Annotated in this window: 13 protein-coding genes; 7 read left to right on the top strand and 6 right to left on the bottom strand. The window is 72.3% G+C overall.

Going from position 1 to position 14274, the window contains the following annotated elements:
* The first annotated feature begins 105 nt into the window (after nucleotides 1–105).
* The gene (locus ACZ58X_RS25070; protein WP_470335849.1) at nucleotides 106–1692 is read left to right on the top strand and encodes a glycosyltransferase family 87 protein; all 1587 of its coding nucleotides are present in this window, start codon (nucleotides 106–108) and stop codon (nucleotides 1690–1692) included.
* Nucleotides 1693–1714: 22 nt separating this feature from the next.
* Here ACZ58X_RS25070 and ACZ58X_RS25075 read toward each other — a convergent pair whose 3' ends face one another.
* From ACZ58X_RS25075 to ACZ58X_RS25085, 3 genes are all read right to left on the bottom strand, one after another.
* On the bottom strand, nucleotides 1715–2749 hold the full coding sequence (locus ACZ58X_RS25075) for an alanine racemase (RefSeq protein WP_470335850.1): 1035 nt from the start codon (nucleotides 2747–2749) through the stop codon (nucleotides 1715–1717).
* 13 nt (nucleotides 2750–2762) lie between these two features.
* Nucleotides 2763–3881 carry a lipid II:glycine glycyltransferase FemX gene (locus ACZ58X_RS25080; RefSeq protein ID WP_470335851.1) on the bottom strand — a complete coding sequence of 373 codons (1119 nt, stop codon included), beginning with the start codon at nucleotides 3879–3881 and terminating at the stop codon, nucleotides 2763–2765.
* Between the two features lie 169 nt (nucleotides 3882–4050).
* A complete protein-coding gene (locus tag ACZ58X_RS25085; protein ID WP_375882880.1) occupies nucleotides 4051–4350 on the bottom strand; it encodes a hypothetical protein in 300 nt (99 codons plus the stop codon).
* 318 nt (nucleotides 4351–4668) lie between these two features.
* Here ACZ58X_RS25085 and rpsF point away from each other — a divergent pair, with 318 nt between their 5' ends.
* The 4 genes from rpsF to rplI all read left to right on the top strand — a co-directional run bounded on the left by rpsF (nucleotide 4669) and on the right by rplI (nucleotide 6444).
* Nucleotides 4669–4959, top strand: coding sequence for a 30S ribosomal protein S6 (rpsF, locus tag ACZ58X_RS25090; RefSeq protein WP_375882877.1), 291 nt, complete (start codon nucleotides 4669–4671; stop codon nucleotides 4957–4959).
* Between the two features lie 96 nt (nucleotides 4960–5055).
* A complete protein-coding gene (locus ACZ58X_RS25095) occupies nucleotides 5056–5664 on the top strand; it encodes a single-stranded DNA-binding protein (RefSeq protein WP_470335852.1) in 609 nt (202 codons plus the stop codon).
* 79 nt (nucleotides 5665–5743) lie between these two features.
* The gene (gene rpsR, locus ACZ58X_RS25100; protein WP_030059640.1) at nucleotides 5744–5980 is read left to right on the top strand and encodes a 30S ribosomal protein S18; all 237 of its coding nucleotides are present in this window, start codon (nucleotides 5744–5746) and stop codon (nucleotides 5978–5980) included.
* A 17-nt stretch (nucleotides 5981–5997) separates the two neighbouring features.
* Nucleotides 5998–6444, top strand: a complete 447-nt coding sequence (rplI, locus tag ACZ58X_RS25105; protein ID WP_360227569.1) for a 50S ribosomal protein L9 — start codon at nucleotides 5998–6000, stop codon at nucleotides 6442–6444.
* 85 nt (nucleotides 6445–6529) lie between these two features.
* Here rplI and ACZ58X_RS25110 read toward each other — a convergent pair whose 3' ends face one another.
* A complete protein-coding gene (locus tag ACZ58X_RS25110; protein WP_470335853.1) occupies nucleotides 6530–7879 on the bottom strand; it encodes an MATE family efflux transporter in 1350 nt (449 codons plus the stop codon).
* 579 nt (nucleotides 7880–8458) lie between these two features.
* On the opposite strand from ACZ58X_RS25110, the gene dnaB reads away from it, so the two are divergent.
* On the top strand, nucleotides 8459–9955 hold the full coding sequence (dnaB, locus tag ACZ58X_RS25115; RefSeq protein ID WP_375882933.1) for a replicative DNA helicase: 1497 nt from the start codon (nucleotides 8459–8461) through the stop codon (nucleotides 9953–9955).
* 65 nt (nucleotides 9956–10020) lie between these two features.
* On the opposite strand, the gene ACZ58X_RS25120 is transcribed toward dnaB, so the two are convergent.
* Nucleotides 10021–11229 (bottom strand): GNAT family N-acetyltransferase, encoded by a 1209-nt coding sequence (locus ACZ58X_RS25120; RefSeq protein ID WP_470335854.1) that lies wholly within the window; start codon nucleotides 11227–11229, stop codon nucleotides 10021–10023.
* 160 nt (nucleotides 11230–11389) lie between these two features.
* Here ACZ58X_RS25120 and ACZ58X_RS25125 point away from each other — a divergent pair, with 160 nt between their 5' ends.
* Nucleotides 11390–12811 carry an acyltransferase family protein gene (locus ACZ58X_RS25125; RefSeq protein WP_470335855.1) on the top strand — a complete coding sequence of 474 codons (1422 nt, stop codon included), beginning with the start codon at nucleotides 11390–11392 and terminating at the stop codon, nucleotides 12809–12811.
* Nucleotides 12812–12899: 88 nt separating this feature from the next.
* Here the strand turns inward: ACZ58X_RS25125 and manA are convergent, their stop codons facing one another.
* Complete coding sequence (manA, locus tag ACZ58X_RS25130; protein WP_470335856.1) at nucleotides 12900–14108, bottom strand: mannose-6-phosphate isomerase, class I; 1209 nt, start codon at nucleotides 14106–14108, stop codon at nucleotides 12900–12902.
* Between the last annotated feature and the right edge of the window lie 166 nt (nucleotides 14109–14274).

A 14274-nucleotide genomic window follows, 5' to 3' on the forward strand; every position in this document is an offset into this window, starting at 1 on the left:
CCACCGCCGTTTCGTCACGATTCGCCGCACGGGGCCCGTCCGCACCACCGGACCACCGCGGGGTCCTCCTCGTCCCGGCGGATCCGGTGCGGCAGGATGTCCGGCATGACGTCGAGCGATCGTGACGAAACCGGCGGCCCGGACGGGCCCGGCGCCGCCGCAGGGACCACCCCGGCAGCCGTCGCCACGGCCGCGCCACCGGCCAACACCGTGGTCGTCCCGGCCGACGAGGACCGGGTGGCGGCGGCCGGCAGCGAGGTGTTCGGCGGCCCGCCCGGCCGCCGGGCGCTGCTCGGCGTCTCCTGGTGGGTCCCGGTGCGGGTGCTGGCCCTGGTGGTGATCGTGGTCTCCGCGCTCGGCATGGTGCACAACCTGCCCTGCTACGAGCAGGCCTGGTTCCAGCCGGGCTCGCCGCAGTACATCCACGCCTGCTACAGCGACGTCCCGCACCTGTTCTCCGGTCGCGGTTTCGCGGCCGGGCTGCACCCGTACGTGGACCGCATCCCCGGCACCACGGGGGACCTCCAGTACCTGGAGTACCCGGTGCTGACCGGCCTGTTCATGCAGGTCGCGGCCTGGCTGACGCCCGGCGGCGGCACCGGGCAGGCCCAGGAGCAGTGGTTCTGGGCGATCAACGCCGGGCTGCTGATGGCCTGCGCGGTGGTCGCCGCGGTCGCGCTCTCGCGCACCCACCGACGCCGCCCCTGGGACGCGATGCTGTTCGCGCTCTCGCCGGTCCTGCTGCTCAACGGCACGATCAACTGGGACCTGCTCGCGGTCGCCCTGGCCGCCGTGGCGATGGCCTGGTGGTCCGGCTCCCGGCCGGGCTGGGCCGGGGTCTTCATCGGCCTGGCCACCGCGGCCAAGCTCTACCCGCTGCTGCTGATCGGCCCGCTGCTGGTGCTCTGCTGGCGGGCCGGCAAGTGGCGTGAGTTCCGGGTGATGCTCGGCGGCGCGGTGGGCGCCTGGCTGGTGGTCAACCTGCCGATCATGCTGGCCAACTGGCAGGGCTGGTCGACCTTCTACGTGTTCAGCAAGCACCGCGGCGAGGACTACGGCTCGTTCTGGCTGATCCTGATGCAGCAGCGCGGCGTGGGCCTGGCCGACCTCGACCTCTACATCGGCGTGCTGATGGTGCTGGGCTGCGCGGCCATAGCGTGGCTCGGCCTCTCGGCGCCGCGCCGGCCGCGGTTCGCCCAGCTGGCCTTCCTGGTGGTGGCGCTGTTCGTGCTGGTCAACAAGGTGTACTCGCCGCAGTACGCGCTCTGGCTGCTGCCGCTCGCGGCGCTGGCCCGGCCGCGCTGGCGCGACCTGCTGATCTGGCAGGCCTGCGAGGTGCTGTACACCCTGGGCATCTGGTCCCACCTGGGCTTCGTCACCGGGCCCAAGCAGCACGGCATCGGCGAGCCCTGGTACCACTTCGCGATCGCGCTGCACCTGCTCGGCACGCTCTACCTGGTCGTGCTGGTGGTCCGGGACGCCCTGTACCCGGACCGCGACCCGGTCCGCTGGGACGGCACCGACGACCCCTCCGGCGGGGTGCTGGACGGCGCGCCGGACGCGTTCGCGCTGGGCACCGCCCGGCGGCTGGAGGAGGAGCGCAGCTACGCCGGACACGCGCCGGCCGGCTCCATCGAGCAGTGGCTGGACGAGCCACGGCTGTCGGAGCCGGCCGAGGAGAAGCAGCGGTAGGGCCCGCGGGCCGCCGGAGGACCTAGCGGTCCACCACCCGGTCGAAGTGGGTGGTGGTGTGCCGGACCTGGAGGCCCAGCTCCTCGCCGATCGCGGGGGGCGCGGTCTCCCCGTCCAGGAACAGCAGCGAGACCTGCATGTGCGGCGGCTCGGCGAACCAGAGCTGCTTGCCCGCCCAGTGGAACGGCGACTTGGTCTTGTTGACCGTCGCCAGACCGGCCCGGGCGATGCCCTTGGCGCGTGCGCCCATGCTGGCCACGTACTTGGGGGCCTCCAGGCCGATGCCGTGCGCGGTGCCGCCGGCGACCACCAGGATGTGGCCGTCGGTGGGCGCCGGGTGCTGGCGGTAGCCGTAGCGCTCGCCCTTCTTGAGCGGGGTGACGTCCAGGACCGTGGCCCGGACCTCCAGCGCGCCGTGGTCGCCCAGCCAGAGCCGGGTGCCGATCCGGGCCCGGAACACGGTGCCCGGGTAGCGCTGGGCCAGCTGTTCCATGCCGGCCGCGCCCAGGTGGCTGACGAAGACGGTGTGCACCGGGATGCCGGCCGCCAGCGCGGTGTCCACCCAGTGGACGACCTCCTCGACCGGGCTGGAGCCGTCCGGCCGGTCCATCGGCAGGTGCAGGGCGAGGCCCTCGAAGGAGACGCCGTCCAGCTCGGCGGCGACGGTGCGCAGGTCGGCGGCGCTCACGCCGTGCCGGCGCATGGTGGTCATGCACTCCAGCACCACCCGGGCGCCGTGCAGCGAGCGCAGCGCGTCCACGCTGGCCACCGTGCGGATCACCCGGGCGTGCGGCAGCGGGAGCACCTCCTCGCCGACCCGGTAGGGGGTGAGCACCAGCAGCTCGCCGCCGTACCACTCGGCCGCGTCGGCCGCCTCGTACGCGGTGCCGACGGCCAGCACACCGGTGCCGAGCAGCGTCGCCTCCTCGGCCAGCCGGTGGTTGCCCAGGCCGTAGCCGTTCCCCTTGGCGACGGGCACCAGGCCGGGGAACTCGGCCAGGACGGAGCGCTGGTGGGCGCGCCAGCGTTCGGTGTCGAGGTAGAGCGACAGCGTCATCGGGGCAGCCTCCTCAGCGGCGGGACATGTAGAGGTCGAGGGCCTTGTGCAGCAGCTTGTTCAGCGGGAAGTCCCACTCGCCGAGGTACTCGGCCGCCTGGCCGCCGGTGCCGACCTTGAACTGGATCAGGCCGAACAGGTGGTCGTTCTCGTCCAGGGTGTCGCTGATGCCGCGCAGGTCGTACACGCCGCCGCCGAGGGCGTAGGCGTCGCGCATCATCCGCCACTGGATCGCGTTGGACGGCTTGACCTCGCGCTTGTGGTTGGCCGAGGCGCCGTAGGAGTACCAGACGTGCTCGCCGACCACCAGCATCGTGGTCGCGGCCAGCGGCTCGCCCTCGTGGTAGGCGATGTAGAGCCGCATCCGGTTCTGGTCCTCGGCGGTGAGGGCCTGCCACATCCGCTGGAAGTAGGACAGCGGGCGCGGGGTGAACTTGTCGCGCTCGGCGGTGACCAGGTAGAGCTGGTGGAAGATCGGCAGCTCGTCGTAGCCGCCCTGGTACACCTCGACGCCGCTCTTCTCGGCCTTCTTGATGTTGCGGCGCCAGAGCTGGTTGAAGTTCTTGTGGATGTCGTCCAGCGAGCGGTTGGCCAGCGGCACCTGGAAGACGTAGCGCGGCTGGACGTCGCCGAAGCCGGCGCCGCCGTCCTCGCCCTGCAGCCAGCCGGCCTTGCGCAGCCGGTCGGCCACCTCGAAGGCGCGGGCCTCGTACCAGTCGGCCTCGACGTCGCGCAGGCGCTTGGCCTGCTTGGCGGCGATGGCCTCCTTGATGGTGGGGGCGTTCCAGCGGCGGATGACGATCGGCGGGCCCATCTTCACCGAGAACGCGCCCTGCGACTTCAGGTGGGCGAGCATCGGGGAGAGCCAGCGGTCGAGGTCCCGGTCGAACCAGTCGATGACCGGGCCCTCGGGCAGGTAGGCGAGGTAGCGCTTGACCTTGGGCAGCTGGCGGTAGAGCACCAGTCCCGCGCCGACCAGCTGGTCGGCGTCGTCGAACCAGCCGATCGACTCCGAGCGCCACTCGGCCTTCACGTCGCCCCAGGACGGCACCTGCATGTGGCTGGCCGAGGCGCGGCTCCTGATGAAGGCGAGGTGCTCCTCGCGGGTGATCGTCCTCAGGCGCAGGCTCATTGCTCGGTGCTCCTCGTCGGTCGGGCTGCGGTGGCCCCAGGTTCTCGGGCTCGACCCTATCGTCCGGGGCCCGGCGGCCCGGCGCTGCGGGCACGACGGCGCCCCCGGAGGGTACCTGTCTGATGCAGATACGCCACGGGGGCGCCGAGGGTTCCTGGAGCCGGGTGGATCAGCCCCAGAGACCGCCGCGGGCGATGCCGAGGTAGAAGCCGATCGCGGAGGCGCCGAGCGCGATCATCAGGACGAAGCGCTCGGCGGTGGTGACCGAGACGAACATGCCCCACAGGCCCGTGACGATCCCGGCCAGGCCGGTCCACGAGGTCAGCAGGTGCAGGTTGTAGAAGAACGAGGTGGTGAAGGCGATCACGCCCAGTACGGCCGTCAGGGCCACCAGGGTGTTCTCGCGGGGGTGCGGGTGGCCGTCGGTGTTCAGCGTGAGGGCGGGCATGCGGTGGACGGACTGGGCCATGTGTCCCACCTCCTGGCGTGGAGACGAACGGGCAGGAATCCCGTTCCGTCCAGATTGCGGCGGTTGGGTCCGTCCCACAACCCCTGTGCGTTTTGTTCGGCCGTCCGGGTGCAGGTAGGCTGTGCCGTCTGCACTGGTGTAGTTGTGCCCCCTTGCGCCCTCTTCCGGGTGACACCCCCTGCGGGTGTACGGGGCCCGACTGTCCGACCCGGCCGCTACCGTGGGCCGGAGTCGTCACCGCACCGGTGCCGACGCTACGCACAACCCTCCTGCCACGGAGAGACCGTGGCCGCTGAGTCCAAAGGAGGTGGGTTACTCATGCGTCACTACGAGCTGATGGTCATCCTCGACCCGTCGGTCGAGGAGCGCGCTGTCTCCCCCCTGATCGAGTCCTTCCTGGCCGTCGTCCGCAACGCCGGCGGCAAGGTGGAGAAGGTCGACACCTGGGGTCGTCGCCGTCTGGCTTACGAGATCAACAAGCAGTCCGAGGGCATCTACTCGGTCATCGACCTCAAGGCCACGCCTGAGGTCGTCAAGGAGCTCGACCGCCAGATGGGCCTGAGCGAGTCGGTTCTGCGGACCAAGGTCCTGCGCCCGGACACCCACTGAGCCACCTCTGAGGCCTTCGGGTCTCGGGTAGCTCGCGTCCGCTGTTTCACGTGAAACAGCGGTGAACGGACATCTTCCCGAGAGGTCATCACCACCATGGCAGGCGAGACCGTCATCACCCTCGTCGGCAATCTCGTCGACGACCCCGAGCTGCGCTTCACCCCGTCGGGTGCGGCGGTCGCGAAGTTCCGCATCGCGTCCACCCCCCGCACCTTCGACCGTCAGACGAACGAGTGGAAGGACGGCGAGAGCCTCTTCCTCACGTGCAACGTCTGGCGGCAGCCGGCGGAGAACGTGGCCGAGTCGCTGCAGCGCGGCATGCGCGTCATCGTGCAGGGCCGACTGCGCCAGCGGTCTTACGAGACCAAGGAAGGCGAGAAGCGGACGGTCTTCGAGGTCGAGGTCGACGAGGTCGGTCCGAGCCTGCGCTCGGCGACCGCGAAGGTCACCCGGGCCAACCGGTCCGGCGCTCCCGGCGGCGGCTTCGGCGGCCAGCAGGGCGGCGGCCAGGGCGGTAACTGGGGCGGTGGCAACGGTGGCGGCCAGCAGGGCGGCGGCAGCTGGGGTGGAAACTCCGGCGGCGGCCAGTCCGGCCCCTCCGACGACCCGTGGGCGTCCAGCGCCCCGTCCGGTGGAAACCAGGGCGGCGGCGGCTGGGGCGGCGCCCCGTCCGGTGGCGGCTACTCGGAAGAGCCCCCGTTCTAAGAGCTGACAGATTTCGTGCGGCCCGGCCGCAGGCGTCCTCGGACGCCGGCCGGGCCGTGAACCCCAAATGGAGCACACCATGGCGAAGCCGCCTGCTCGCAAGCCGAAGAAGAAGGTTTGCGTCTTCTGCAAGGACAAGGTCAACTACGTTGACTACAAGGACACGAACCTGCTGCGGAAGTACATCTCCGACCGCGGAAAGATCCGTGCCCGCCGTGTCACCGGCAACTGCACCCAGCACCAGCGTGACGTCGCCACGGCCGTGAAGAACAGCCGTGAGATGGCGCTGCTGCCCTACACCAGCACCGCGCGCTAAGAGAGGGTGACCGAGTAATGAAGATCATCCTCACGCACGAGGTTCCGGGTCTCGGCTCCGCCGGCGAGGTCGTCGAGGTCAAGGACGGCTACGCCCGCAACTTCCTGGTCCCGCGTGGCTTCGCCATCCGCTGGACCAAGGGCGGCCAGAAGGACGTCGACGCGATCCGTCGCGCCCGCAAGATCCACGCGATCCAGACCCTGGACGCGGCCAACGAGGTCAAGGGCAAGCTCGAGGGCGTCCAGGTCAAGCTGGCCGTTCGCTCGGGCGACGCCGGCCGTCTGTTCGGCTCGGTGACCCAGGCCGACGTCGTCGAGGCCATCAAGGCCGCCGGCGGCCCGGCCGTGGACAAGCGCGCCGTCGCGATCGCCTCGCCGATCAAGACCGTGGGCACCCACAAGGTCTCGGTCAAGCTGCACTCGGACGTCGTGGCCAACCTCGACGTCGCCGTCGTGGCTGCCTGAGTTCCGTAGCACCGGCTGAGGGCCGGACTCCCCCCGGGGAGTCCGGCCCTCAGCCGTTCCCGGGCCCTCCCGGCCGTCGGGCCCCTCAGTCGCGCACGGCCCCGGTGACCAGCCAGCGGCCGCCGCGGGCGCGGGCCACCAGGAAGACCGCGCGGACCAGCATGAACAGGTTCATCGCCCACCACAGCCCGGCCAGTCCGGTGCCGGTGGCCGGCACCAGGAACGCCGCCGGGGCGAACACCGCCAGGGTGACGAGCGCCGCCCCGGCCAGGTAGGGGCCGTCCCCGGCGCCCATCAGCACGCCGTCCAGCACGAAGACCAGGCCCGCCACCGGCTGGCTGAGCGCGAGCAGCAGCAGGGCCGTGTGCAGCTGCCCCTGGACCACCGGGTCGGGGGTGAACAGCGGGACGTACAGCGGGCGGGCGAGCACCACCAGCAGGCCCAGCACCACCCCGGATCCCAGGCCCCACTCGACCATCCGCCGGGTCGCCGCGCGGGCGCCAGGGACGTCCGAGGCGCCCAGGTAGCGGCCGATGATGGCCTGGCCGGCGATCGCGATGGCGTCCAGCGCGAAGGCCAGGAAGCTGAACAGCGTCATGGCGATCTGGTGCGCGGCGACCTGCTCGTCGCCGAGCCGGGCGGCCACCGCGGTGGCGATCATCAGCACCGCGCGCAGGCTGACCGTGCGGACCAGCAGCGGCCCGCCGGCCCTGGCCCCGGCCCGGATGCCCGCCGCGTCCGGCCGCAGCGAGGCCCGCTCCCGGCGGGCGCCGCGCACCACCACGACCAGGTAGACCGCGGCCATCCCGGTCTGGGTCAGCACGGTGCCCCAGGCCGAGCCGGCCACCCCGAGCCCGGCGCCGTACACCAGGCCCGCGTTCAGCCCGATGTTGGCGGTGAAGCCGCCGACGGCCACCAGCAGCGGCGTACGGGTGTCCTGGAGGCCGCGCAGCACGCCGGTGGCGGCCAGCACCAGCAGCATCGCCGGGATCCCCAGCGAGCTGATCCGCAGGTACGTCACGGCGTACGGCGCCGCGGTCGGCGAGGCGCCCAGCAGTTCGGCCGTCCGGGGGGCCAGCAGCAGGGTGAGCAGGACCACCGGGACGGCCAGGCCGACGGCGAGCCAGAGGCCGTCGACGCCCTGCTGGACGGCGCCCCGGCGGTCCCCGGCGCCGATCCGGCGGGCCACCGCGGCGGTGGTGGCGTAGGCGAGGAAGACGAACACCCCGGTGGCGGTGGTGAGGGCGGCGGAGGCGACGCCGACCCCGGCGAGCTGGGGGGTGCCGAGGTGGCCGACGATCGCGGAGTCGGCCATCAGGAACAGCGGTTCGGCGACCAGGGCGCCGAAGGCGGGCACCGCCAGGGCGAGGATCTCGCGGTCGTGGCCGCGTGCCTCGCGGCTGCGTCTGGAGGGTTCGGCGGGGGCGGTGCTCATGCGCTCCAGGGTACTCATCCACAGGTAAGAGGCCAATGGCTTGTTCGGCCATTACTCGAAACTGTGAGCGGCGCGCTCCGCCCGGTCCGCGCCCACGGCCGTTCGGCGCCGTGTGAAGAATTTCTCATGCACAGGCCCCGGAAGAGGTAATCGCAGGTCAACAGGTTGACGACGGATCGATCGTCCGGTTATCCACAGGAGCTTCCACAGGGGTGTCCACAGCTTTGCGGCAGTTCTCCACAGCCCGGGGCCACTCGTCCACACCCCCTGTGGATAACCGCCTTGGCGCCAGGGCGTCCGGCGCCTTAGCGTGGGCCCTCCACCCGACACTCCCACCGGCCCCGGCGTCCGATTTGTCGGTGCCGTGGCGTACAAAGAGGAGCGGCTCCGCTCCACCCAGCCACCGGCAAGGCCCGCTCCAACTTCGCACCACTCGCTGATCGGGGAACACGCGTGACCGGCCCCCAGTACGACGACCACGACGCCCCGCCGCCGGAGGAGGACTGGCAGACCGCCGAGGACCCCTTCCCGGCCGCCGCCTTCGACGACGCCCCCTTCCCGGACGGTCCCGGCGACCGGCTGCCGGTCTCCCGCAACCGCGGCGGCCAGGGTGGTGGCGGCGGTCAGGGCGGCAACCGGGGCGAGGGCTTCCGCAAGGGCGGCGGCGACTTCAACGGCAGGGGCGGCAAGAACGGCAAGGGCGGCGGCCGGGACGACCGCCGGGACGACGAGGGCCACGGCGGCGTCGACGGCTTCGAACGCGTCCCCCCGCAGGACCTCGCCGCCGAGCAGTCCGTGCTGGGCGGCATGCTGCTCTCCAAGGACGCCATCGCCGACGTGGTCGAGGTGCTCAAGCCGGCCGACTACTACCGGCCCGCGCACGAGATGGTGCACGGCGCGATCCTCGACCTGTACGCCCGCGGCGAGCCGGCCGACCCGATCACCGTGGCCGGCGAGCTCACCAAGCGCGGTGAGCTGCAGCGCGTCGGCGGCGCCGCCTACCTGCACACCCTGGTCAACTCCGTCCCGACCGCGGCCAACGCTGAGTACTACGCCCAGATCGTCGCCGAGCGCGGGGTGCTGCGCCGGCTGGTCGAGGCCGGCACCCGGATCGCCGGCATGGGCTACGCCGCCGAGGGCGACGTGGACGAGATCGTCAACGCCGCCCAGGCGGAGATCTACGCCGTCACCGAGCAGCGCACCAACGAGGACTACGCGCCGCTCGCCGACATCATGGAGGGCGCCCTCGACGAGATCGAGGCGATCGGCTCCCGCAACGGCCAGATGTCCGGCGTGCCGACCGGCTTCGCCGACTTCGACGCGCTCACCAACGGACTGCACCCCGGCCAGATGATCGTCATCGCGGCCCGCCCCGCGATGGGCAAGTCCACCCTGGCGCTGGACTTCGCCCGGGCCTGCTCGATCCACCACAAGCTGCCGAGCGTGATCTTCTCGCTCGAAATGGGCCGCAACGAGATCGCCATGCGCCTGCTCTCCGCCGAGGCCAGGGTCGCGCTGCACCACATGCGCTCCGGGAACATGACGGACGACGACTGGACGCGGGTCGCCCGCCGGATGCCGGACGTCAGCGAGGCGCCGCTGTTCATCGACGACTCGCCGAACCTGTCGATGATGGAGATCCGGGCCAAGTGCCGCCGGCTCAAGCAGCGCAACGACATCAAGCTGATCGTCATCGACTACCTCCAGCTGATGCAGTCCGGCGGCTCCCGCCGGGCCGAGAACCGTCAGCAGGAGGTCTCGGACATGTCCCGTAACCTCAAGCTGCTGGCCAAGGAGCTGGAAGTGCCGGTCATCGCGCTGTCCCAGCTGAACCGTGGTCCCGAACAGCGCACCGACAAGCGCCCGATGGTCTCCGACCTGCGCGAGTCCGGCTCGATCGAGCAGGACGCCGACATGGTCATCCTGCTGCACCGCGAGGACGCCTACGAGAAGGAGTCCCCGCGCGCGGGCGAGGCCGACCTGATCGTCGCCAAGCACCGTAACGGTCCGACCGCGACCATCACCGTCGCCTTCCAGGGCCACTACTCGCGCTTCGTCGACATGACCCGGGACTGACCTCCGGCCCGCTGCCCGCTGCCCGCTCCGGAACCGGCAGCGGGCAGCGGGCAGCAGGAGGCCGGTCAGAACCAGGACAGGCAGTGCGGCGGGCGCTCGGTGCGGAACATGGCGTCGGCGAGGGCGACCGCCTCCGGGCGGTGGGCCCGGACGTGCCCGGCCCGCACCAGCGTGCCGACGGGGGTGCCGCCGAGGTAGACCGCGCCCAGGTCCCGCACGTCCAGCGAGAGGTCGGGCTCCCGGTCGGTCGGAACGCACACGGCCTCGCCGCCCCGGACGGTCAGCAGGTGGCGGGCGCGCTCGCCGAGGAACGGGTCGTCCACGTCGAGGACGAGCTCGCCGTCGGCGGACCAGCCGCGCGCGGTCAGCGCCCGGGGGACGTCCAGCAGCCGGACCCAGAGCCACTCGGTGCTGTTGCCCACCTGGGCGGCGCCGAAGTCCGCGAGCTGCCAGCGCAGCGGGTGCTCGGCCGGGAAGTGCTTGAAGACGACCTGCTCGACCAGGTCGTGCCCGAGCAGGAACCGGGCCAGGGCCGAGGTGACGGCGTCGTCGACGGCGATGGTCTCGTCCACCGTCAGGGTGTCCCCGTCCAGCGAGTAGCTGGCGTAGCCGTCCGGGGCGCCGTCGGCGTCCCGGTGGACGGCGATGTAGCGCGGCGCCGCGGAGACCGGGGGCTGCCCGGCGGCCATGGCCCACCAGCGGTGCGGCCGGGACAGCGAGCCGGGCCGGGCGCGGCGGTAGCGGTCGTAGACCTCCTCCAGCAGGTCCCGGCATTCGGCCCGCCGCACCACCTCGACCGAGCCGGTGTCGGTGCCGCCGGCCCGCGGGGTGGCGAGGGCGGCCCGGCGGCGCGGCACCGTCAGCCGCCCGGTGTACGTCGCCGGGCCGTACCCGAAGCGGCCGTAGATCACGGCCTCGGAGGCCAGCAGCACGGAGAGGAACTCCCCCCGGGCCCGCAGGTCGGCGAGCTGGCGCCGCATCAGCGCGGTCAGCACGCCCCGGCGGCGGTGGGTGGGCAGGACGCCGACGAAGCTCACCCCGGAGACCGGGGTGTGCGCCCCGCCGGGCAGGGTGAGCTCGAAGGAGTACGCGGCGGCGGTGCCGACCGGACGCCCCTCGTCCGTCACCGCGAGCAGTCCGCGCTCCGGTTCGATCGCCGACCACCAGACCCCGCTGCCGTCCTCGGCCGGGGTCTCCGGGAAGCGGCCGAACGCGGCGTGGACGGTGTCGACGAAGACGTCGAGGTCCTTCTCGGTCGTGGAACGGATCTCCATCGGTGCTGCGCCCTCCCCTGGGTACGGCCCACGGTTCGCGGGCCGCCGACAGTCCAGCGGAGGGCCGGAAGGGGGTCAACCGAATATGGTCCGCCGAGGCGGCCGGGCCCGTACGGCGCCGGGGGACGGGGCGGCGGCGCGATGGACTACTGTCCCTGCCGTGAAGACGATACGACAGCTGTCCGCCCGCAAGGCTGGGGGAAGCGCGCAGGCCAAGGCGGGTGGGGCAGCCGCCCGGCTGGGCTGGCTCGACGCGCTGCGCGGCGTGGCCGCCCTCGTGGTCGCCCTGCACCACTTCGATGTCCTGAAGCTGCTGCCGGACCGCCTGGCCGCCTTCATCTGGTGGCACGGGGACCTCGGCCTCTACGGCGTGATGCTGTTCTTCCTGGTCAGCGGCTACATCATCCCGGCCTCGCTGGAGCGCCGTGGGAACGTGCGGGCGTTCTGGATCGGGCGCTTCTTCCGGCTCTGGCCGCCGGTGATCATCGGCATCGCGGTGGCGCTGGCCATCATCCCGAAGGGTGACGGCTCGGTCGCGCTCTTCGCCACCGGCCACAACTACGTGGCCGTGGCCGCCAACGCGACCATGCTGCAGGACTTCATGGGCGTCTGGAACGGCCTGGGCGTGATGTGGACGCTCAGCTACGAGATGGCGTTCTACTACATGGTGACCGCGCTCTTCGCGGTCGGTCAGCACCGTCGCAGCGGACCGGTCGCGGTGGCCTTCGCCGCCGTGGCGCTGATCTTCGGCACCTCGATCGCCTCCCACACCATGACCGTCGACGCGGCCTCGACCCACAACCTGGTCTGGGGCGTCGTGCTGATCGTGCTCTTCGCCTTCGGCTGCGTGCTGAGCGGCCGGGCGAACCTGACCCGGATCGGGGCGGTCACGCTCGGCGTGCTGGCCTTCGTGCTGATGTACAACAACAGCCGGGCACCGATGTTCGAGACCCTGATGATCTTCGCGACGATGTTCGCCGGCACCGTGATCTACCGCGCCGAGAGGGGCCAGATCGACCGGCTCCAGGCCGTCCTGTGCTGCGGTTTCGTGATCGCCGCGGGCGTGGCCGTCGGCTTCTTCTACAACCACAGTGGCATGGAGAACAACACCTGGACCGCGGGACCGCGGGCCTGGGTCGGCTCCTACCTCGGTGCCTGGATCACCTTCGGGATCGGCTTCGCGCTGCGCAAGCGCCGCTTCCCGAAGCCGCTGACCTGGCTCGGCGGGATCAGCTTCTCGCTCTACCTGCTGCACGTACCGGTGCTGCACACCCTGCACGACCTGCTGAACGTGCCCAAGGTGCCCCCGACGACCGGCGGCAAGGTGCTCTGGACGGTCGAGTACCTCGCGGTGATCATGGTCGTGAGCTGGCTGATGTACAAGCTGGTGGAGCTCCCGGTGCAGAAGCTGGGCCGCAAGGTGGGCAAGTGGGCCGACCGCCGCTGGCCGGGCGGCGATCTGCCGCCGCTGGCCTTCGGGGCGCCGGCCGGACCGGCGGCGACCGGCGTGACCGTTGGCGCTCAGGCCCGGGCCGAGGAGTCGGTGCCGGTCGAGGTCGGTGCGGGGTCGTCCGGCCGCTGACCTGCTGAGCACGACGAAGGGCTCGCCCCACCGGGGGCGGGCCCTTCGTCGTGCCGACCCCTCGTACCGGGGGCCGGGCGGGGGTGGATCAGACGGTGACGGTGGCCCGGAAGAGGGTGCCGGCGGTGCCGGAGAGCCGGGTCGGGGTGCCGGTGGCGGGCAGGAAGGCGGACTGGCCGCGGGCGAGGTCCAGCACGGCGCCGTCGGCGGCGGTGAGCCGGACGGCACCTTCGGTGCAGAGCAGGATCTGCGGGGTGCGGCCGTCGATCTCCCGTTGCGCGCCGTCCAGTTGGAAGCGGGACAGCCGGAACTCGTCGATCGGGACGGGGTAGAGCTGCTCGCCGGGGGTGCCCTGGACCGGGACGGGGTGCACCACCTCGGGGGCGCCGGGCTCGAAGAGCACGACCTTCAACAGCTCCGGGACGTCGATGTGCTTGGGGGTGAGGCCGGCCCGCAGCACGTTGTCCGAGTTGGCCTGGAGCTCCACGCAGACGCCGGACAGGTAGGCGTGCGGCACCCCGGCGCCCAGGTAGAGCGCCTCGCCGGCGCGCAGCCGGACGTGGTTGAGCAGCAGGCCGGCGATCACGCCGCGGTCGTCCGGGAAGTCCTTGGCGATCCGGGCGTACGGGGCGTGCGGGCCGTCCGGGTCGGTGCCGGCCAGCGCGGCGACGACCGCCCGGACGGTCCGCCCGGCGGTCTCGTCGTCCATGGTGAGCAGGGTGGCCAGGGTGCGGCGCAGCGCCTCGGCCTCGGCCTCGGCGCCGCCGTCCTCGTCGACCGCCAGCAGCGCGATCAGCGGGTCCAGCCCGGGCACCCCGAGGCCGGCCATCAGCGCGGCCGCCCCGGCGGGCCGGCGGAAGCCGCACAGGCCCTCGAACTCGCCCAGCGCGCACACCATTTCGGGCTTGTGGTTGTCGTCGCGGTAGCTCCGCTCCGGGGCGTCCGGCGCGATGCCGAGGGCGTTCTCGGCGGCGAAGCCGGCCCGGGCCTGCTCCGGCGTGGGGTGGGCCTGGATGGACAGCGGGATGCCGGCGGCGAGCACCTTGAACAGGAACGGCAGGCTCGGCCCGAACCGGGCCACGCTCGCCGCGCCGAGCTCGCGCTCCGGGTCGGCCGCGATCAGCTCGTCCAGCCGGCGCGGCCCCTCGCCGCGGTCGGCCCGGGACGGGTCGCCGGGGTGGGCGCCCATCCACAGTTCGGCCTGCGGTTCGCCGGTCGGCTCCTGGCCGAGCAGCTCGGGCAGGGCCGTGAGCGACCCCCAGGCGTACGGGCGGACGGTGTTGACGAGCCTGTCCATGCGCGCGGTCCTACTCCTTCGCTGACGGGGCTGCCCCGGACGTCCCGGGTCCGGGTCGGCGGTGCGGGTACGGCGGCGCGGGCGGTCCGGGCCCGGGCAAGGGCATCGACCCTAGCTGACCTGGGTCGCCCGCGGGGAAACGGTGGGCATCAGGTGGGAGTGCCGT

Source organism: Kitasatospora sp. NPDC040550 (assembly GCF_055594965.1).

Coding starts and splice junctions, on each gene's coding strand:
- ACZ58X_RS25070 (WP_470335849.1), top strand. CDS start 106: ATGACGTCGAGCGATCGTGACGAAACCGGCGGCCCGGACGGGCCCGGC.
- ACZ58X_RS25075 (WP_470335850.1), bottom strand. CDS start 2,749: ATGACGCTGTCGCTCTACCTCGACACCGAACGCTGGCGCGCCCACCAG.
- ACZ58X_RS25080 (WP_470335851.1), bottom strand. CDS start 3,881: ATGAGCCTGCGCCTGAGGACGATCACCCGCGAGGAGCACCTCGCCTTC.
- ACZ58X_RS25085 (WP_375882880.1), bottom strand. CDS start 4,350: ATGGCCCAGTCCGTCCACCGCATGCCCGCCCTCACGCTGAACACCGAC.
- rpsF (WP_375882877.1), top strand. CDS start 4,669: ATGCGTCACTACGAGCTGATGGTCATCCTCGACCCGTCGGTCGAGGAG.
- ACZ58X_RS25095 (WP_470335852.1), top strand. CDS start 5,056: ATGGCAGGCGAGACCGTCATCACCCTCGTCGGCAATCTCGTCGACGAC.
- rpsR (WP_030059640.1), top strand. CDS start 5,744: ATGGCGAAGCCGCCTGCTCGCAAGCCGAAGAAGAAGGTTTGCGTCTTC.
- rplI (WP_360227569.1), top strand. CDS start 5,998: ATGAAGATCATCCTCACGCACGAGGTTCCGGGTCTCGGCTCCGCCGGC.
- ACZ58X_RS25110 (WP_470335853.1), bottom strand. CDS start 7,879: ATGAGCACCGCCCCCGCCGAACCCTCCAGACGCAGCCGCGAGGCACGC.
- ACZ58X_RS25120 (WP_470335854.1), bottom strand. CDS start 11,229: ATGGAGATCCGTTCCACGACCGAGAAGGACCTCGACGTCTTCGTCGAC.
- manA (WP_470335856.1), bottom strand. CDS start 14,108: ATGGACAGGCTCGTCAACACCGTCCGCCCGTACGCCTGGGGGTCGCTC.